Annotated in this window: 16 protein-coding genes; 13 read left to right on the top strand and 3 right to left on the bottom strand. The window is 58.7% G+C overall.

All coding sequences use genetic code 11. The annotated features are described in order from the left end of the window. Positions 1 to 19 precede the first annotated feature (19 nt). The 7 genes from B150_RS0100125 to B150_RS0100095 all read left to right on the top strand — a co-directional run bounded on the left by B150_RS0100125 (position 20) and on the right by B150_RS0100095 (position 8,127). Entirely contained in the window at positions 20 to 2,008 is a 1,989-nt protein-coding gene (locus tag B150_RS0100125; RefSeq protein ID WP_020397833.1) for a calcium-binding protein, read from the top strand. 107 nt (positions 2,009 to 2,115) lie between these two features. After that, positions 2,116 to 2,865, top strand: a complete 750-nt coding sequence (locus B150_RS0100120; protein ID WP_020397832.1) for a 4'-phosphopantetheinyl transferase family protein — start codon at positions 2,116 to 2,118, stop codon at positions 2,863 to 2,865. Between the two features lie 138 nt (positions 2,866 to 3,003). Continuing rightward, a complete protein-coding gene (locus tag B150_RS0100115; protein ID WP_020397831.1) occupies positions 3,004 to 3,831 on the top strand; it encodes a flagellin in 828 nt (275 codons plus the stop codon). Between the two features lie 123 nt (positions 3,832 to 3,954). Next, entirely contained in the window at positions 3,955 to 4,797 is an 843-nt protein-coding gene (gene kdsA / locus B150_RS0100110; RefSeq protein WP_020397830.1) for a 3-deoxy-8-phosphooctulonate synthase, read from the top strand. 5 nt (positions 4,798 to 4,802) lie between these two features. Further along, positions 4,803 to 5,318 carry a KdsC family phosphatase gene (locus tag B150_RS0100105; protein WP_020397829.1) on the top strand — a complete coding sequence of 172 codons (516 nt, stop codon included), beginning with the start codon at positions 4,803 to 4,805 and terminating at the stop codon, positions 5,316 to 5,318. Further along, on the top strand, positions 5,315 to 6,064 hold the full coding sequence (kdsB, locus tag B150_RS0100100; RefSeq protein WP_020397828.1) for a 3-deoxy-manno-octulosonate cytidylyltransferase: 750 nt from the start codon (positions 5,315 to 5,317) through the stop codon (positions 6,062 to 6,064). Before B150_RS0100105 ends, kdsB begins: the two co-directional genes overlap by 4 nt. After that, positions 6,061 to 8,127: a capsular polysaccharide biosynthesis protein gene (locus B150_RS0100095; RefSeq protein ID WP_020397827.1), complete on the top strand. Its 2,067-nt coding sequence runs from the start codon at positions 6,061 to 6,063 to the stop codon at positions 8,125 to 8,127. The genes kdsB and B150_RS0100095 overlap by 4 nt, the downstream gene beginning before the upstream one ends. A gap of 83 nt (positions 8,128 to 8,210) precedes the next feature. On the opposite strand, the gene B150_RS0100090 is transcribed toward B150_RS0100095, so the two are convergent. Next, on the bottom strand, positions 8,211 to 9,203 hold the full coding sequence (locus B150_RS0100090) for a sulfotransferase (protein WP_020397826.1): 993 nt from the start codon (positions 9,201 to 9,203) through the stop codon (positions 8,211 to 8,213). Between the two features lie 211 nt (positions 9,204 to 9,414). On the opposite strand from B150_RS0100090, the gene B150_RS18975 reads away from it, so the two are divergent. After that, positions 9,415 to 10,524 carry a DUF5694 domain-containing protein gene (locus tag B150_RS18975; RefSeq protein ID WP_020397825.1) on the top strand — a complete coding sequence of 370 codons (1,110 nt, stop codon included), beginning with the start codon at positions 9,415 to 9,417 and terminating at the stop codon, positions 10,522 to 10,524. A gap of 48 nt (positions 10,525 to 10,572) precedes the next feature. On the opposite strand, the gene B150_RS0100080 is transcribed toward B150_RS18975, so the two are convergent. Next, positions 10,573 to 10,986 (bottom strand): FAD synthase family protein, encoded by a 414-nt coding sequence (locus B150_RS0100080; protein ID WP_020397824.1) that lies wholly within the window; start codon positions 10,984 to 10,986, stop codon positions 10,573 to 10,575. Between the two features lie 197 nt (positions 10,987 to 11,183). Here B150_RS0100080 and B150_RS23350 point away from each other — a divergent pair, with 197 nt between their 5' ends. From B150_RS23350 to B150_RS0100055, 5 genes are all read left to right on the top strand, one after another. Beyond that, the gene (locus B150_RS23350; RefSeq protein WP_211205915.1) at positions 11,184 to 13,190 is read left to right on the top strand and encodes a LicD family protein; all 2,007 of its coding nucleotides are present in this window, start codon (positions 11,184 to 11,186) and stop codon (positions 13,188 to 13,190) included. A 199-nt stretch (positions 13,191 to 13,389) separates the two neighbouring features. Beyond that, positions 13,390 to 14,295 carry a sulfate adenylyltransferase subunit CysD gene (gene cysD / locus B150_RS0100070; RefSeq protein WP_020397822.1) on the top strand — a complete coding sequence of 302 codons (906 nt, stop codon included), beginning with the start codon at positions 13,390 to 13,392 and terminating at the stop codon, positions 14,293 to 14,295. Then, positions 14,295 to 16,217, top strand: coding sequence for a sulfate adenylyltransferase subunit CysN (gene cysN / locus B150_RS0100065; protein WP_020397821.1), 1,923 nt, complete (start codon positions 14,295 to 14,297; stop codon positions 16,215 to 16,217). Before cysD ends, cysN begins: the two co-directional genes overlap by 1 nt. A gap of 77 nt (positions 16,218 to 16,294) precedes the next feature. After that, a complete protein-coding gene (locus B150_RS0100060; protein ID WP_020397820.1) occupies positions 16,295 to 16,801 on the top strand; it encodes a DinB family protein in 507 nt (168 codons plus the stop codon). Positions 16,802 to 16,849: 48 nt separating this feature from the next. Beyond that, positions 16,850 to 17,407, top strand: a complete 558-nt coding sequence (locus B150_RS0100055) for a hypothetical protein (protein WP_020397819.1) — start codon at positions 16,850 to 16,852, stop codon at positions 17,405 to 17,407. A 61-nt stretch (positions 17,408 to 17,468) separates the two neighbouring features. On the opposite strand, the gene B150_RS0100050 is transcribed toward B150_RS0100055, so the two are convergent. Then, positions 17,469 to 18,422 (bottom strand): pepsin/retropepsin-like aspartic protease family protein, encoded by a 954-nt coding sequence (locus B150_RS0100050; protein WP_155859882.1) that lies wholly within the window; start codon positions 18,420 to 18,422, stop codon positions 17,469 to 17,471. Positions 18,423 to 18,529: the final 107 nt, after the last annotated feature.

Below are 18,529 nucleotides of genomic sequence, written 5' to 3'. Positions count from 1 at the left end.
ACATCCGATTGGGGGATTTATGGCGACCATCACAGGCACCGACGGGGATGACCTCCTTCAGGGCGCAGATACAGCTGATTCAATCTCAGGCGACGCAGGCAACGATACATTGCAGGGTGGTGCCGGGGCCGACACCCTCTCGGGCGATGAGGGTTCCGACATACTTTACGGCGACGAAGGTGACGATCGTCTCAATGGCGGTGCATCGCCGGATACGCTTTATGGCGGTGCGGGCAACGATAGCATGAGCGCCAACGGTGGGGGAGCATCGGACGGCGGTGACTATCTGGATGGTGGCGACGGCGATGACCGTTTGACTGGTGGTTATGGGCAGGACACCCTCATCGGGGGCGCAGGGAATGATCGAATTTGGCTCGAGGACGTTGCCGAGGGCGTTGTTGTCATCGCAGGTCCAGGAAATGACAGTGTAGGGTATAACGGACTCTATGGTGGGCCGGTCGAATATGGCCTTGGGCCAGGTGCCGATTTGGCATATGTCGGGGATCGGCGCACCGAAGAAACTGTAGACCTCGGTGTGGACAATGATAGCGATTGCCTGTGGGCGCAAAACCTCAGGCAGGCAGATGGGGATGTCTACCTCAATTTCGGCATCAGGGATTATATCTATTTCCGCGGCGGCGGGATGTACGAGGGTCTGGAGCTGGAAAGCACCATAGTGGACGGTAATACCCTCCTGACAATCATAGATGTTGCCACTCGTGAAAGTGCAACGGTCACGATTGGGGGAGAGGGACATAGTTTCGAAACCGTTCTTGTCGGGCATGCGACCTACCGCATCGTCGAAATGCCCGCCGAAAGGACTGCGCTCAATTTCAACGGAGGGACGGACTTTTACGGCACCTCCGGCCGCGATACGTTCACAGGGACATCAGGCAGCGATGTGGTATTTGCGGGTGCTGGCGACGACAAACTTGTAGGCGGCGACGGGTATGACAGCCTGTTGGGCCTTGACGGCAACGACTTCATCACAATGGGCAACGGTAGCGATGTTGCAGAAGGCGGCGATGGGAATGATACCATCTTTGCAGCTGGGGACGGCAATGACGCTGTCCGTGGCGGGGGCGGTGATGATATAATTGGCGGCGGTGATGGCAATGATGTCCTCGTGGGTGACGGTACCGCAGAAGGCAGTGTTTTCGTCGGTATGGATAGCATATACGCCATTCTTCGCGAATTTTCATCGCGCAACGTAGATGCCTACGGCGCGGACACCATATATGGCGGGGCGGGCGACGATACCATCGTTGGTGCAACATGGTATGACCGGAATAACGCTGCTGTCGATAAGTGGGAACTCGTTACCAGCGCCGCCGACGGCAAAGATGTGATCTGGGCCGGTGATGGCAATGATGATGTCTATGGTGGCGGTGCGCGGGATACGCTTGGTGGTGGAACTGGCCGCGACGAGATCTATGGCTTTGGCGGTAACGATATCATCTATGGCGGCAAAGGTGCTGCCGGTGTCTCGGCCGATACACTCGATGGCGGCGAAGGCGCCGACAATATCTTCGGCGGCACAGGCAATGACAGCCTGATGGGCGACAGTGGCAACGATACGCTATACGGCGGGGATGACAATGATCGGGCCGAAGGTGGCGACGGCAATGATATCCTCTATGGCGGCACAGGGAATGATACCCTCGCCGGTGATGCAGGCGATGACAGGCTTGTCGGCGGTACTGGCAATGACAGCATCTTTGGTGGCAGCGGTAACGACACGCTCATCGGTGGTGACGGCGTTGACCGTTTCACCTTCTACGACAGTCACGGTGATGATGTGATCAGCGACTTGAGTGCCGATGACGACATCCTAGATCTCACGTGGACGTGGACAGATTTCACCAGTGCAGCAGATGTGCAGGCCGCCGCAACAGAGATAACCGTGCACGGTGAAACGGGTGTGCTGATCAACACTGGCGGTGGTGACAGTTTGTTCCTTGTCGGGCTCACGGTCGGTGACCTCGCGAGCATCAATTACGTCTTTTAAGATCGCGAAGGGCAGGCTTGATGTCTGCCCTTTGCGCTTGATCCTTGGCAAGTGCCTCATATATATGGCAGAATCAGCGAAACAGGCAGCAGGTTCGGGCGATAATAGTGGCAGAGACTGGCAACAAGCCGGAAAAGGTAACCCTTACCATACGGGCGGCAGACATGGCGCTCGGCGGTCAGGATGTGCTCTCGGCTGCTGAGCATGAGCGCTTGGCGGGCATGCATGAAGGCGCGCGCCCGTCGTTTGTGACCGCACGCCAGATGCTGCGCTACAAGCTGGGTGAGTATATGGGCCTGCTGGCCCCTGCCGTGCCGCTTGTGCAGGAAGGCGCGGGCCGCGTGCGCATTGAGGGGTTCGAGGATGACGAGCCGCCTTTCTTCTCTGTCTCGCACACAGGTGCCGCGGAAGCAGGCATTGCGGCCGTTGTGGTCTCCGAGACTTCAGCCATCGGTATCGATATCCAGCAGATTGACCCGAGCGTGGACTGGCGCCGTGTGGCCGAACGCCGCTTCCCGGTGGAAGACTGGGCGCTCTTGAGCGCCATGTCGGACGAGATTGGCCGCATGCTCTTTTTCACGCTGTGGTCTATTCGTGAGGCCTTTGTGAAAATGGAAGACGGCAAGCTGATGCCGTATCTGCGCAACATCAGGGTGGACCTCACCGCGCGCCCGCCCAAGCTCGCCGCGCCCACACCGGCAGGGCGGGAAAATGCGATGATCTATTTCAACTTTGTGCCCGAACACCAGCTGATGATCGCCCTAGTCGCCGAGGCGAGCGTCGAGGTGGAGCTTGATTGCAAGATCGAGGAACAGTTCCGCAGGCCCGACCCCCTCGCGAATGTGGCGGGTGCCTGAGGCCGCCTCAATTTCCCACTTCTGCCACAATGGCAATATATGGTAGTATATGCACTGGGTGACAGTTGTACCGGCTGCGTGCAGAAGCGCGCGAGCATGCACACGATAGAATTTTGGGTGTAAAAAGGCAGAAGGCTCATGGCTTTTTCCGTGAACACAAACAGAAGCGCGTTCCTCGCGCTCCAGAACCTGTACAAGACCAACAAGGAACTTGAACGGGTTCAGACACGCATCAACACTGGCCTCAAGGTATCTTCCGCCAAGGATGACGCGGCAACCTACGCCATTGCGCAGCGCCTGCGCGGCGACGTGGCGGGGCTTAGCGCCGTGTCCTCATCGCTGGACCGCGCGAGCTCGTCCCTTGATGTGGCGATTGCAGCGGCTGAGGCCGTGTCCGACCTTCTGATCGAGATGAAGCAAAAAGCCGTGGCCGCCAAGGACACAGGGCTTGATACCGCAAGCCGCCAGTCGCTGAGCCGCGATTTTGCCCAGCTCCGTGACCAGATTACCTCCATCATCGAGAACGCTGAGTTTAACGGTGTGAACGCGGTCAAATCCGGCGGGCGCGATATCAGCGCCATCACGAATGCAACAGCCAGCAACTCGCTCGTTATCGCGGCGCAGGACCTCTCGCTCGGCGGTTCGAACATTTCCATCAGCGCGGGGCAAACGATCGATACAGCCTCCGGCGCTTCCTCAGTCGTGGACATGATTACCGCGGCGATCGACAATGTGAACGCCTCGCTTTCCACGCTCGGCGCCGGTGCCAAGCGCATCGAGGTACAGCAGTCTTTCGTGACCAAGCTGTCGGACACCATTGAGGTGGGCATCGGCAACCTTGTGGACGCGGACCTCGCGCGCGAAGCCGCAAACCTGCAGGCGCTGCAAGTGAAGCAACAGCTTGGCCTTCAGGCACTCGCCATCGCGAACCAGACACCGTCCGCCATTCTGGCGCTGTTCCGTTAAGGTCACAGCGTGTGCGTGCAAGCCTTTAAAAGGCTTGCTGCGACCAATCATTCCCTTGCGCTTTTGGCCCTGTCGGGGTAGCCATTGTCACATTCTGCAAACTAACCGGTACCGGGGAAAGTTATGGTTCGCTCCGTTAGCATTGGCGGCTCAATCCGGGTGGCGAACGACGCCCCCTTTGTCCTTTTTGGTGGTTTGAATGTGCTCGAAAGTCGCGACCTCGCGTTCGAGGTGGTTGAGCATTTTGTCGCTGTCACCAAAAAGCTGGACATCCCATATGTGTTCAAGGCGTCGTTCGATAAGGCGAACCGCTCCAGCATCCATAGTTTCCGGGGGCCCGGGCTTGACCGTGGCCTTCAAATCCTCGCGGACCTCAAATCCCAGTTCGGCGTGCCGGTGATTACCGACGTGCATGAGCCGCATCAGGCAGCGCCCACGGCGGAAGTGGCGGATGTGATCCAGCTTCCCGCCTTCCTCGCGCGCCAGACAGACCTTGTGCAGGCCATGGCCGCAACAGACGCTGTGGTCAATGTGAAAAAGCCACAATTCCTCGCACCTGAAGAGATGCGCCATATCCTCAAGAAATTTGCCGAGAGCGGCAAAACCGACGTGATGCTGTGTGAACGCGGTAGCTGCTTTGGTTATAACAACCTGATCGTCGACATGCTGGGCATGGACGTGATGAAAGCCTTCGCGCCCGTGGTGTTTGACGCCACACACGCGCTGCAGCGCCCCGGCGGGCAAGCAGACAGCGCTGGCGGCAGGCGCGCGCAGGCGGCGGCACTCGCACGTTCCGGCATGGCGCTTGGTATCGCGGGGCTGTTTATCGAGGCACACCCGAACCCGGATGAAGCGCTCTGTGACGGCCCGTGCGCCCTGCCGCTCGACAAGCTTGAAGGCTACCTCGCGCAGATGAAGGCGATTGATGAGCTGACCAAGAGCTTCCCGCCACTGGTGACGGAGTAGGAACCATGGCCATTCGCCTGCTTGCCCTTGATGTGGATGGTGTGCTCACAGACGGCACGCTTTACTACACCGCCCACGGTGAGGAGATGAAAGCCTTCCACGCCCATGATGGCCTTGGCATGAAGCTCCTTCATAAGCTCGGTGTCGAGATTGCCATTATCTCTGGCCGCAAAAGTGCCGCGCTTGAAAAACGCCTTGATGACCTCGGCATCACGCACCGCCGCCTGCGCTGCGCGGACAAGGTAACCGCGCTCGCCGAACTGGCGGCTGAGCTTGAACTCCCGCTCGAAGATGTTGCCTTCATGGGGGACGATATCATCGACCTTGGTGCCATGAAGGCAGCGGGCTACGCCCTCGCGCCCGCAAACGCGGTGGCGGACGTGAAAGCCGTGGCGGACTATATCAGCGAACACACCGGCGGCATGGGTGCCGTGCGCGACGCGTGTGAGCATATCGCCGCGATGCTGGGCAGCAGCCTGCTGGCCGCGGCTGATGGCGAAACACGGATACTCGTGCAATGAAAATTGTGATCCCCGCGCGTTATGCTTCCACCCGGCTGCCGGGCAAGCCGCTTGCTGATATCTGCGGCAAACCGATGATTGCGCACGTGTGGGACCGCGCGGCGGAAGCTTTGGGTGCTGCTGATGTTTGTGTTGCCGCGGATGATGAACGCATTGTGGATGCTGTTAAAGCCAACGGCGGGCAGGCGGTGATGACCCGGCCTGACCATGCCTCCGGCACTGACCGTATTGCGGAGGTGGCGAGCCTTCTTGGCTGGGCCGATGATGAGATTGTGGTCAATGTGCAGGGTGACGAACCCTTGATGCCGCCCGCGCTCATTGGCGTGGTGGGGAATGCGCTGGCTTCAGCGAACGGCGCCGCCATGGCGACGGCCAGCACACGCATTCATGTGGGTGCCGATGTGCTCAACCCCAACATCGTCAAGGTAGTGACGGACGCCAGTGGCCTTGCGCACTATTTCTCGCGCAGCCCGATCCCGCACCTGCGCGGCGCGGACCTACCAGATACCGCGGCCTTCAATTACCAGCGCCATATCGGCATTTATGCTTACCGGGTCTCGACCCTGAAGGCGCTTACGGCCCTGCCGCCTGCACCCTTGGAGGAAGCAGAAGCGCTTGAGCAGCTGCGCGCGCTTTATAACGGCCTTGCCATTCAGGTGGTGGAAATCGCGGAAGCACCGCCCCACGGGGTGGACACGCCGGATGACCTTGAAGCCGTGCGCGCATTGATGGGGGCGACAGCATGACCGATATGCCGGACAATCGCCGCGCGCTGACCACATCAAACGGTATCGCGACCGGCTTTGGTATGCAGGCGCTGCTTGGCCGCCCGATCAAGCGTGGCCTGAAAGGCGCGCGCGAAGGTGATGTGATTGTCGGCTGGGGCCAGAAAGACAATACGGAAGCCGCACGCAACTACGCGAAAAAACATGAGCTTGAGTATTGGCGGCTTGAGGACGGCTTCCTTGGCTACCTTAGCCACCCAAGCCGGGATAAACGCCGCCTCTCGCTCGTGGTGGACCATACGGGCATCTATTATGATGCCCACACGCCGTCAGACCTTGAAGCGCTCCTCAATCGCGATGATTGGGTAACGCCTGAGCTCCTGTCCCGTGCCCGCGCGGCCATGGCGCGTATCCGCAAGTGGCGGCTCTCGAAATATAACCACGCGCCGTTTGACCTGCCGCCGGCGCTTGAAGCCAAGCTTTCAACCTTCAAGGGACCGAAGGTGCTGCTGGTGGACCAGACGTTTGGTGACAAGTCCATCACCTACGGCATGGCGTCTGACGCCATGTTCGCCGATATGCTGAAGGCCGCGCTTGAGGAAAACCCAACCTCGCTCGTGCTGGTGAAAATCCACCCTGATGTGCTTGCGGGCAAGAAGCAGGGCCACTTTGATATCGAACGCCAGCATGACCGCGTGCTGTTTGTGGCGGACGATGTTGCACCGCTCGCGCTGATTGAGCGGGTGGACCATGTGTATGTGGTCACCTCGCAGATGGGCCTTGAAGGGCTGATCGCGGGCAAGAAGGTCAGCTGTTTTGGCCTGCCGTTTTATGCGGGCTGGGGCCTCACGCATGACCGCCAGCTCTGTGAAGCACGCATCGCGAACCGCACGCTTGAGGAACTGTTCGCTGCCGCGTTCATTGTCTATAGCCGCTATGTTGACCCCTTCTCGGGCGAGCGGGTGGAGATGGAACGCATCATCGACCTTCTGGTGGCTGAACGCCAGATGCGCCGCCCACGCGGCAAACGCGCGGTGGCTGTTGGTTTCTCCTTCTGGAAACGCAAGTTTGTTGGCCGTTTCTTTGGCCCGGCCGCTGGCCCCGTGACCCATATCAAGGCGGCGGATATCGGCAAGTTTACTTTTGAGGATACGGACTGTGTGCTCTCCTGGGGGCGCAAGAATGACCTCAGGCTCGATGACGTGCCGGACCATATCCCGGTGTGGCATCTCGAAGATGGTTTCCTGCGTTCCGTGGGTCTTGGCGCGGACCTCCGCCGCCCGTCCTCCCTCGTGCTGGACCGCCGCGGCATTTATTATGACGCCACGAGCCCAAGCGATCTTGAGCATTTCCTCGCGCACCACAGTTTTGATGAGGCGGAGCTTGCGCGCGGTGCCGCGCTCAGGCAGGCGATCCTGGCCTCGCGCGTCAGCAAATATAATGTGGGTGAACGTGGCACGCTTGATTTCCGCACCCGAGCCGGGGGCCGCAAGGTCATCCTTGTGCCGGGGCAGGTGGAGGGTGATGCCTCCCTCGCTTACGGCTCACCGGATATGATGAGTAACACGGCGCTACTTGAGGCAGTTCGGGCAAATAATGCGGATGCTTATATCGTCTTCAAACCGCACCCGGACGTGGTGACAGGCAACCGTGAAGGCGCGGTATCTGCGGCGGTGCTTGATGATTGCGCAAACGAAACGATTGTGACAGCAGATATCATCGACTGTATCGAAGCGGTGGATGAGGTGCATGTGATGACGAGCCTCACAGGGTTCGAGGCGCTCATTCGCGGGGTGGCAGTCACTTGCTATGGCATGCCGTTCTATTCAGGCTGGGGCCTGACAACGGACCGGCTGGGCACGCCCGAGCGCCGTGGCCGCAGGCTGCCACTTGACGGCTTGGTATACGGCTTGCTGTGTGTTTACGGGCGTTATGTCAGCTGGCCGGAGGGGCTTTCCACCTCGCCCGAAGCGATTGTGGACGCTATCGCCCGCGAAGCCGCGGCCACAGGCGGCAAGAAACCGTCCCGCATCAGCAGCCTGTTCCGCAAGCTGCGTTTCCTCATTGAGGCACTTATCCGCTAAGGGAGAGCCCGCACGCCCAGTGCTTGGGAAGTGTGCGGGAAGTGAGCGAAACCTGTGCGAAACCTGTGCGGGATTTGTGCGGCTTAGCCCGCCTGCATCAGTTGCACGTAGCGGAGGTCGGCAATGCCTTCCTCAGAGACGGACGGGATCACGGCAATGCGCCGCAGCTTGCCATTTGTCTTCACCTGAAAGCGGTTCACGCCGGGGATGGCATCAACCTTGGCCGCCATATTGTGGGAAAACTGGCCGTCATAGTCGAACAGCAGTTTGGTGAAGCTGTTTTGCTGCGTGCGGTTGTTGAAATGCACGACAAACTCTTCCGGGAAAAACTCTTCTTCAACATTGAAGATGAACGCGGGCGCCGGCCCCCGAACATCGACACAGAGGTCTTTGTCGTTGATTTCAAGGTCCCTCAGCCGGCGCGGCGCGATAAGGTGATCGAGCTTATGGCGGGTGCTGATGCGCCAGGCTTCATAATAGGTTTGGGAAATCTGTTTATAGCCGGTGTCAGGGTCGATGAAGGCATGGCAGTTGCCGCGCATCTCATCATCAACTTGGATGTCGAGAAACTCGGCCAAGGTGTCGATGAAACCGTCCTTGTCCGCGATCGCTTGCTCGTAGTTGATGAGAAGCGACGGGTATTCCACCTTGTCGATCGCCTCTTTCATATGCATCAGGCGGTGCGCGGCAAAATGAATACCTTCATAGATGTCGGCGTCGCTGTGCTTGGTTTGGCTGATGGCGGCAGCAAGCGAATTGCGCCACACAAAAATGAAATGCGGGTTCCTCAGCTCATGCTGCAGGTCGGCGATATAGTCGATGCTGTGGGGCATCTTCCAGCCCCAGGTATCAAGCTCGGCATTGCGCTTTGCGATCACCGCGCGCAGGTGGTCAAACTCGGTCGGCAGGAACTGCGGGTCCTCATGGTTTTCACCAAGTCGCGCCCCAAGGTTGATGCCCATCTCGCGCACCGTGCCAGCCACAAGCGATGTACCGCCGCGGGCGACACCCATAATTACAATGGTTTTCGGGCCGGTATGGTTGGGTGTGCCAAGGGTGAAATGATGCTTCGACATTAAGGGTAATCTTCCTGAATGATCTTCGCGAAAGGACCTAGCCCGTTGACGCGCATAAGTCAATCTGACCGTGGTCGGCAAGCGCTATCAGGGCTGCGTATCCGCCGTGCCGTGTGAATAATTTCCTGTTTGCATTGCGGGACGGGCCGTTCAATAATCGTGGCACAAGAAAGCGAGCCACAAGGCCGCACTATACAGCGAGAGAGAACCCATGATCACAAGTCTTTTTGTGTCTGCCGCGCTTATGCTTGCGGCTGACGTGCCCACAGACCCGAAGCCCGTGAACGCGGTAACCGAGGCTGCCAAGGCGGTCTATATCGCCGATGCCGCCGCGCGTGAGCGGGGCGACCGCAGCCAACTGCTGGTGCTTGGCACCACACACCTTTCAGGCCTGCCTGACAGTTTTGACCGCACCCGCTTTAGCCCGCTGCTGGACAAGCTTGAGGCATGGGCGCCGGACCGTATCGTGATTGAAAGCCTTTCCGGCGCGCAGTGCGACTATTTGCGCACCTATGCCTTTGCCCATGAAGGCACGGCAGACGGCTATTGTTATGACCCCACAGCCGCCCGCGCTGCCCTCGGCATGACCGGCGCGGAAGCTGAGGCGGAAATAGAAGTAACGCTTGCCATGCCCGCCGCCGACAGGCCCGCACCTGAACGTCGCCGCTTGGCGCTCTTGTTCCTTGCCAGTGGCAACCCGGCTTCCGCTGCGGTGCAGTGGTTAAGGCTTGGCGCTGATGAGCGCACGGCCGGGGATGGGCTGACTGAAGCGCTGAAGGATGAGCTTGACCGCCGCGTCGCGCGCAAGAATGAGAATATCATCATCGGTGCCACACTAGCCGCGAAGCTGTCGCACGAGCGGGTATACCCGGTTGATGACCACACCGGTGACCGCGCCACGGGCCCGGTCGACGACAAGCTATATGATCCGGAAATCATGGCGGCGTGGGACAATGAATTCGCCCATAAGCGCCGCGAAGCTTATGACAGCTGGAACGAACGTGTGAAGTCAGACCCGGACATGGATGTGATTGAATGGTACCGCGCCAGCAATGCGGCCGAGGAGGCGCGGTTTGCTGTTGCCGGGGATTTTGGCGCGCAGGCGGGGGCGAAGGGGCCTTACGGCGCAGGCCGCAAATATCTCGCCTACTGGGAAACGCGCAACATGCGCATGGCTGCAAATATTCGCGAAGTTCTCGGCCCGAAGGGCAGGGTGCTGGCGATCGTAGGTTCGTCACACAAGCCCTATTACGAGCGGTATCTCGGCGTCACAAGTGATCTTGAGATTGTCGATGTGAATGAGGTTTTGAAAGCCGAATAGCTTAAAGGGTTGCAAGCCCGGCCTTGTCCTGGGCCGGGTGACGCCCGATCAGATGCCGCCTGTGACGGCCTTGCGGTCAGAGATGCTGCTGATCAGGTAGGTGGTGGAAATACCTTCGGTGCGGGGCAGGTAAATCACTTCGCACAGGTCCTTGAACATGTCGAACCGGCCTTCCCAGTCATCGCCCATCACAAGCGCATCTGCTTTGTGTTCAAGGATATAGTCGCCCTTCGCTTCAAGCGAATGCTCGACAAACACATCATCCACGCAGGCGAGGGAGCGCACGATTTCCATACGTTCCGTGGTGGAATAAACTGGCGCACGACCTTTTTTGGAGATGTTCAGTTCATCGCTCGAGACACCGACAATCAGATGGTTACCAAGAGCCGCCGCGCGCTTGAGAAGCCGCACATGGCCGACATGCAACAAATCATAGGTGCCGAACGTAATAATACGTTTCATGATGAACTCGATATCCTCGAAAAATACACGTTCTAGTGCTGTGTTTATTCACACAGCTTGTAATGAATGTGCCATATAATGTAAACGAGAATGTCATTTTAAAGGTAGAGGCGCGCTTGCCCGAAACGACAGATTTGTCAGGGTGAGCGCATTTTTTTGCCGCTTTTTTTTTGCCAATGGGCGAACGGGTTGATCAAATGACGGCAGACAAAGCCAGCGCAGCAGTAGAGGGCGCAGATGTGCAGGCAGCGACAGAACGCAAGGTGAAGCGCTTCATCCGCAAGGCGAACTTGCGCGAGGTGAAGACGCTGCTGCCGGGCGCGCTGGCGGCACGCGGCCACAACCTTGTGCCCATCAGCATCAGCGTGCCGACACGCTACGACAGTTTTGTCATCCGAGGTATGAGCGAGCGCGATGAAGTGCTGCGCTTCTGCTCCGTCACCTTTATCGGCACGGTTGCGGGCAAGCCCGGCCTTCAGGATGTCTCCAAACTGGCGGTATGCAGCCAAAGCAGCTTCTTTGGCCGCATGACGGATGCGGGCGCAGCAGTGACCGGCGCACGCCTGACGCAGAATATCCACACCCTTAGGGAAGAGGCGCCTTGGTGGCGTGCCGATTTCCCGGCGGAGGTGACGGTCTGCCACATTTATTTTTACCGGAGCCCCGGTGCGGCCCACACGCCGGTGCAGCCCCTGCAGTTCCAGGCGCTGGCGGCGGACGGCACCGTGACCGTGCTGCATGATACGGCCGTGAAGCCAAAACTGAAAATTCGCGGCCGTATTGAGGATGCGCTTGCAGCGCTTGCGCCCCTTCGCAAAGCCTGCCCGGAAGGAAGCCAGCACGCGTTTGACGGGCACATCATCCGAGCGCTCACCCTGTTAGGTGACGCGGCGGCCACCACGTCAGTGGGCCGTGAGGGTTTGCCCGGCATGGTGAGGCGTGCAGCGTCGCGCCTGCGGGTTGCCCTTGCGGGGAAGGGTGCGCAGTCCCTTCAGGCTGACAGTGCAAGTGCCCTTCTCGATGCCTGCAATCTGGTGCTCGACGGTGTCAGGGACTTCGGCTACTCGGCGGAAGACGGTGTCACCGCCCATATTGGCTCGTGCGCTGCGCGTTATGTTCGAGTGCGCACGTTCAATACCGTGGGCGACGGTATCGGCGGCCTTAGCCTCCACGAAGGCGACGCGCTTGTGCATATGGCTGAGCGCGCGGATATCAAGAACGATCACTGGACCGAGGGGTTTGCTGACGAGGCCTCCTTCGCCATCAACCTGTTTGGTCAAATTGGTGGCCGGGTCATTGACCTTGGGCAGCAGGCCCGCTTTGACCGCATCACCTTCTGGAACCTGAATCAGGCCCGCGCCAATGGCACCATGTTCACGGAACTGTCGGTCAGCGATGACGGGAAGGTGTGGCGCACGGTTTATGACCACGGTGCCGCTTACCGCGCAATCATGGGCGTACGGCCTTTGATTGACCTGCTGGTCGGTGATGCGTGGCCGGTGGGCTACGCCCGCATGATGGCGCGGCTCTATACGCTTTTCCGCTGCCGTCCGCTCTCTCGCCCCTTTGTGCAAACCATTCGCCATGACGCGGATATGGTGAAGGAAGTTGTGGCGGGTTCGCGCGCGGCGGGCGCACAGGTCTCCTACGCGCAGCGGCTGCTTTTCACCAAACACGGCATGCATGTGCCGCTGTCCGAACAGGACGAAGACAAAATGGTCGCCGACCTTGTGGTCTTCCGCGACCGTATGGCCGAGCTTGGGCTGAAACCCTTCCTTCTTTATGGCACGCTTCTGGGTGCGATCCGGGAGAAGGGGTTTATCCCCCATGATGATGACCTTGATACCGCCGTGATTGTGGAAGGCGCGGGGCCGGATGATCTGGTGCCGGAGCGGGACCGCATCGCCGCCTACCTCATCGAGAATGGGGTGAAGTGCAAGGCTGCGCTCCATAAAACGCCGCTTATTCACTACAACCAGTCCACCGTGACGATCGATATTTTTGTGCTCGGCCACAAGGACGGCACAATTTACTGGCCCCATGACCGCCTTGCCATCCGGGAAGTGAACGCTGACATCTTCCTGCCGATTGGCGAACTGGAGTTCAAGGGTGAGATGTTCCCGGCGCCCAAGGACCCGGCAGCGGTGAGCGAGGCACGCTACGGCGAGGGCTGGCATACACCGCAGCCTACTTTTGGATTCTAGACGGCGATTTTTCGCCCTTTCGGTGTGGAGTGTTTTGTGAGGCTAAATATATTGGATTATTTTTCCAATAAACTTCGTCTCATGGCGTGGAGAAGAAAAAATAATTTCCCAATACTCTTCTCCTTGCGCTAAACCCCTCCCATCTTTAAAACCCTGAGGTTTAAAGGGCCCAAAGAATTTTAACATTGGTGCGGATTTCATGACAAAAACGCTTACTCACCTGAAGCGCCTGGAAGCGGAAAGCATCCAGATCATGCGCGAGGTTGCGGCAGAGGCCGAAAACCCGGTGATGCTCTATTCCATCGGTAAAGACAGTGCGGTGATGCTTCACCTGGCGATGAAGGCTTTCTACCCAAGCCTGCCGCCGTTCCCCGTGATGCACGTGGACACCACGTGGAAGTTCCGCGAGATGATTGAGTTTCGGGACAATCTCACGAAAGAACTTGGTCTTGAGCTCATTGTGCACACCAACGAGGAAGGCGTGAAGGAAGGCATTGGCCCCTTCACCCACGGTTCTGCCTACCATACCGATGTGATGAAAACGCAGGCGCTCAAGCAGGCGCTGGACAAATACGGTTTTGACGCAGCCTTCGGTGGCGCGCGGCGCGACGAGGAAAAATCCCGCGCCAAGGAACGTATTTTCTCCTTCCGCTCCGCTCAGCACCGCTGGGACCCGAAGAACCAGCGTCCGGAACTGTGGAACATCTACAATACCCGCAAAGCGAAGGGGGAGAGCATCCGCGTCTTCCCGCTCTCGAACTGGACGGAACTCGACATCTGGCAATATATCCATCTCGAGAATATCCCGATCGTGCCGCTTTACCTCGCGAAAGAGCGCCCGGTTGTGAAGCGCGACGGCCAGCTCATCATGGTGGATGACGACCGTATGCCGCTCCGTGACGGCGAGACGCCCGAGATGAAGATGGTGCGCTTCCGCACGCTTGGCTGCTACCCGCTGACAGGTGCGGTGGAAAGTACCGCCGATACGCTTGAAGACATTATCCAGGAAATGCTGCTCACCAAATCGAGCGAGCGTCAGGGCCGTGTGATCGACCATGACAGCGCCGCCTCGATGGAGAAGAAAAAGCAAGAGGGGTATTTCTAATGAGCCACCAGTCTGACCTCATTGCCGAAGACATCACGGCATACCTCAAGGCGCAGGAAGAAAAATCCATGCTGCGTTTCATCACCTGCGGCAGCGTGGATGATGGCAAGTCAACGCTCATTGGTCGCCTGCTGTATGATAGCAAGCTGATTTTCGAGGACCAGCTTTCGGCGCTTGAGAATGACAGCAAAAAGATGGGCACACAGGGGCAGGAGATTGACTTCGCGCTTCTGGTGGACGGCTTGGCTGCTGAGCGTGAGCAGGGTATCACCATTGACGTTGCTTACCGCTTCTTCTCAACGGACAAGCGCAAGTTCATCGTCGCTGACACGCCGGGCCACGAGCAATATACCCGCAATATGGCAACGGGCGCCTCGACCGCGGATCTCGCGATCCTGCTCATCGACGCGCGCAAGGGTGTGCTCACCCAAACCCGTCGCCACAGCTTCATCGCCTCGCTTCTCGGCATCAAGCACATTGTGCTTGCCGTGAACAAGATGGACCTTGTGGACTATGACCAGAAGGTTCTGAACGCCATTGAGGCCGAGTACCGCGAGTTTGCGAAAGACTTCGGCTTCAGCGATATCACGCCCATTCCGCTTTCGGCCCTGCGTGGCGACAATATCCTCACCAAGTCGGAGAGGACTCCGTGGTATGAGGGCCCGACCCTTATGGCGCACCTTGAGACCGTTCAGGTGGATGATCAGGCAGCGTCTGCGCCCTTCCGCCTGCCGGTCCAGTGGGTGAATCGCCCGAACCTCGACTTCCGTGGTTTCTCAGGCACCATCGCTGCCGGTACCGTCAAGCCGGGCGATGAGATCAAGGTGCTGCCAAGCGCTGAGGTCAGCCGCGTTAAATCCATCGTCACTTATGATGGCGATCTGGATGAAGGCGTGGCGGGCGAAGCTGTGACCATCACGCTTGAGGATGAGATCGATATCTCCCGCGGGGATGTGATCGCGGGCAAGGACCATCCGTGTGAAGTGGCAGACCAGTTCGAAGCCAAGATCATCTGGATGTCGCCGGAGCAGATGCTGCCGGGCCGCCCCTATATTTTCAAAACCGCGAACAAGCTGGTGCCGGGCCAGGTGACGGACCTTAAGTACAAGGTCAATGTCAACACCATGGAACATACCGCCGCCAAGCAGCTTGAGCTCAATGAGATTGGTGTGTGCAACATCTCGCTCGACCGCCGCATCGCGTTTGACCCCTATGCGGTCAACCGTGAAACGGGTGCGTTTATCATCATCGACCGGCTGACCAACAACACCGTTGGCGTGGGCATGATCGACTTTGCGCTCCGCCGTGCGTCGAACATCCACTGGCAGGCGCTCGATGTGAACAAAGCCGCGCGCGCTGAACTGAAGCACCAGCGTCCGGCGGTTCTGTGGTTCACCGGCCTTTCCGGTTCGGGCAAGTCGACGATTGCAAACATCATAGAGAAGCGCCTGTTCGCCCGGGGTCGTCACACCTATGTGCTGGATGGTGATAACGTCCGCCACGGCCTCAACCACGACCTCGGCTTCACCGACGCCGACCGGGTGGAGAACATCCGCCGTGTGGGCGAAGTGTCGAAACTGATGATCGACGCGGGCCTCATGGTCATGACCAGCTTTATCTCGCCGTTCCGGGCGGAGCGCGACATGGTGCGTGGCCTCGTCGAGGACGGCGAGTTTGTTGAAGTGTTTGTGGACACGCCGATTGAAGTCTGCGCGACCCGCGACCCCAAAGGCCTTTATAAGAAAGCCAAGGCGGGCGAGATCAAGAACTTCACCGGCTACGACAGCCCGTACGAGGCACCCGCAAACCCGGACATCCACGTAAAAACGGCGGAGATGAGCGCAGAAGACTGCGCCGACCAGATCATCGCCTATCTGGAGAAGAATGGGTACCTAAGCGCCAACGGCAACGGGAAAGCCTAAGCCGTGAGGGCATCAAGCAATATAGGAAAGGCCGGGGTTCTCCCCGGCCTTTTTGTATTGATAGCGAGGAGAGAAGAATGAGCCTTAAAGACACTGTGGTGATGATGACGCGCTACCGCGCCTGGGCCAATGCGCGCACCTATGAGGTGGTGACGCGTGCGCCAGCGGAAGAGGTAACGCGGGAGCGCAAGACACACTTCCGTTCCATCGCCTTTACCCTCAACCATGTGTATGTGATTGATGATATCTTCCGCGCGCACCTGACGGGCGGCACACACGGCTACACCGGGCGCAACACAGCGGAGTGCCCACCCCTCGCGGAGCTGTGGCAAAAGCAGCAGGCGCTCGACGCATGGTATGTGGACTATGCGGAAGGCGTGAGCGACGAGGCGCTTGATGAACTGGTTACATTCGACTTTGTCGACGGCGGGCAGGGCGCGATGACACGGGCGGAAATGCTGCTCCACCTCGCAACCCACACGCAGTATCACCGAGGGTTCGTGGGCGACATGCTGAACCAGATCCCCTTGAAGCCCATTCCTACCGACCTACCGGTTTATCTTCGGGAGGTGCGGCGCGCTTGATTTGTGTGCCAAAGCCTACAAGAATGAGAGCAATACAGCCGGGGGCATATGCGGGTATTTCTCATCATAATATTGGTTGCAGTTGTCGCCTACTGGCTAGGTGGTGTTGGTACTTTTGTGTGGGCTATGGCCGGGTTAATAGCGCTCTATCTGTTTGCGCTTTTTGCCTTTGGTTCCGTGTATAGGTATCCCAACCTTCGGCAGCCCCGAAACTATGCCGAAGCGTCTATCTTACTCCGGCGCGTATTGAGTATCTCCGAACATCCGGAAGACCGCCATTGGTCCGACTTCGAGTTGCCGATGATATGGGGTGTCTTTCTTCATGCAGACGAACCAGACGTAGCAGAGCTCAGCCAAGCCAGGCAGGAGGTTTGGCTCCTGCTGGAGAAGCATGGCGTCGTCCCGACGGATTTCGATTATGACACAGGGCCTGTGTACTCTGGTCCAGACCTTAAAATGGAACTCTCCGCGCTCGCGGAAAGCTGGCGCGAGAGGGCAGCGCAAACCGAGATCAATTCGGGCGAAACCAATTCCTATCTCAATGATAAGCGGGTAGGCAAAGGCTCCTTTGCCTACCAAGCGTGGTCGAAATTACGTGCCCGATAAGCCAAAGCTGCTAAAATTTTAGAATTCAGCGGGGCTGACAAACGGGCTGGGAGTGGCGGAATTACTGGCTTGCGGTGTGCTGAATACCCTCAGCTGGTGGTACCCATAGCTGGTGGGCGCGGGTGTCGAGGGCGAAGTCCTTGTGTGCGAGGATATCCGCGCCGAGCATGATGAGCGGGGCGTCAATATAGCCTGTCTGGTCGCGCACGGGCAGGGGCGCGACCGCCACTTCCACATCGCCAAGCGCCCAGCCGCCCACATGAAAGTCCGTGAGCAGCAGGGTCTCATAGGTGCGTTCACGCGCGACGAGGCCGATGTTTGATGGAATGGTGTCATGGGGGTCCGTGACGAGCACATTGCGCGGGTTGTTGGGGTCAGTTTTAAAATGTTCCGGCATCAGGCGGCGCGCGGTGGCAAAATCCATCATCGAATGTTTGAGGCCAGTGGTGAGCATGACGGTGACCTGCTGGCCTTGATAGCTGGTATCGATCATCAGCGCGCCCTGGTTGTTGTATTCGGCCGTGATGATGCGCCAGCCCGCGCGGGCAAGGTTGCCGGAGTGCGCGGTGAGCTCCAACCGCTTCTCGGGCCCATTCAGACGCATGACATAACCATGGTAGGCGTCAAAGCCCACAAGCCCGCAGGAGATTACGCCCGCCTCCGCGCGGTCGGGGAAAATGGCGGCGTAGCCGGTTTCGATCTCGTGGTCGCCAAAGCGGATGCGGTGCAGTTTCGCGAGCGGTAGCCGCAGCTTGCCGCCGGAGGAGATATGGTTGAGCGTACCTTCAAACACCCGTTCGGCCCAGTGCCGGTTCGCCATCTGGTTGGTGACACCAAAACGGCGTGTCGCGGTATCAAGAATGAAACACGGCGCCTCCACCCCGCCAATCTCGAGCGGCACGGTGATGTAACCGTCCTCGGTGAGGGTGAAGGGAATATTGCTGGCCATGGCGCGCGGTGCGAGCGTCAGGGCAGCGAGTGTTAAAAACATTACGGACACGAAATGAGTTAGCATGCGCGTATTCTCCCCAACCTTGCCGCGAACTTGTACAAGTGTGTCACCTCAGGCGTTTACTGTAAATTTAAAATTGGCATGTGAAACTACGGGCGGAATTACTTGCG

Origin of the sequence: Kordiimonas gwangyangensis DSM 19435 = JCM 12864 (assembly GCF_000375545.1) — a bacterium.
GTDB classification, from domain to species: domain Bacteria; phylum Pseudomonadota; class Alphaproteobacteria; order Sphingomonadales; family Kordiimonadaceae; genus Kordiimonas; species Kordiimonas gwangyangensis.
Note: the sequence above shows the minus strand (reverse complement) of the source record. Positions and strands in the feature narration are given on the sequence as shown.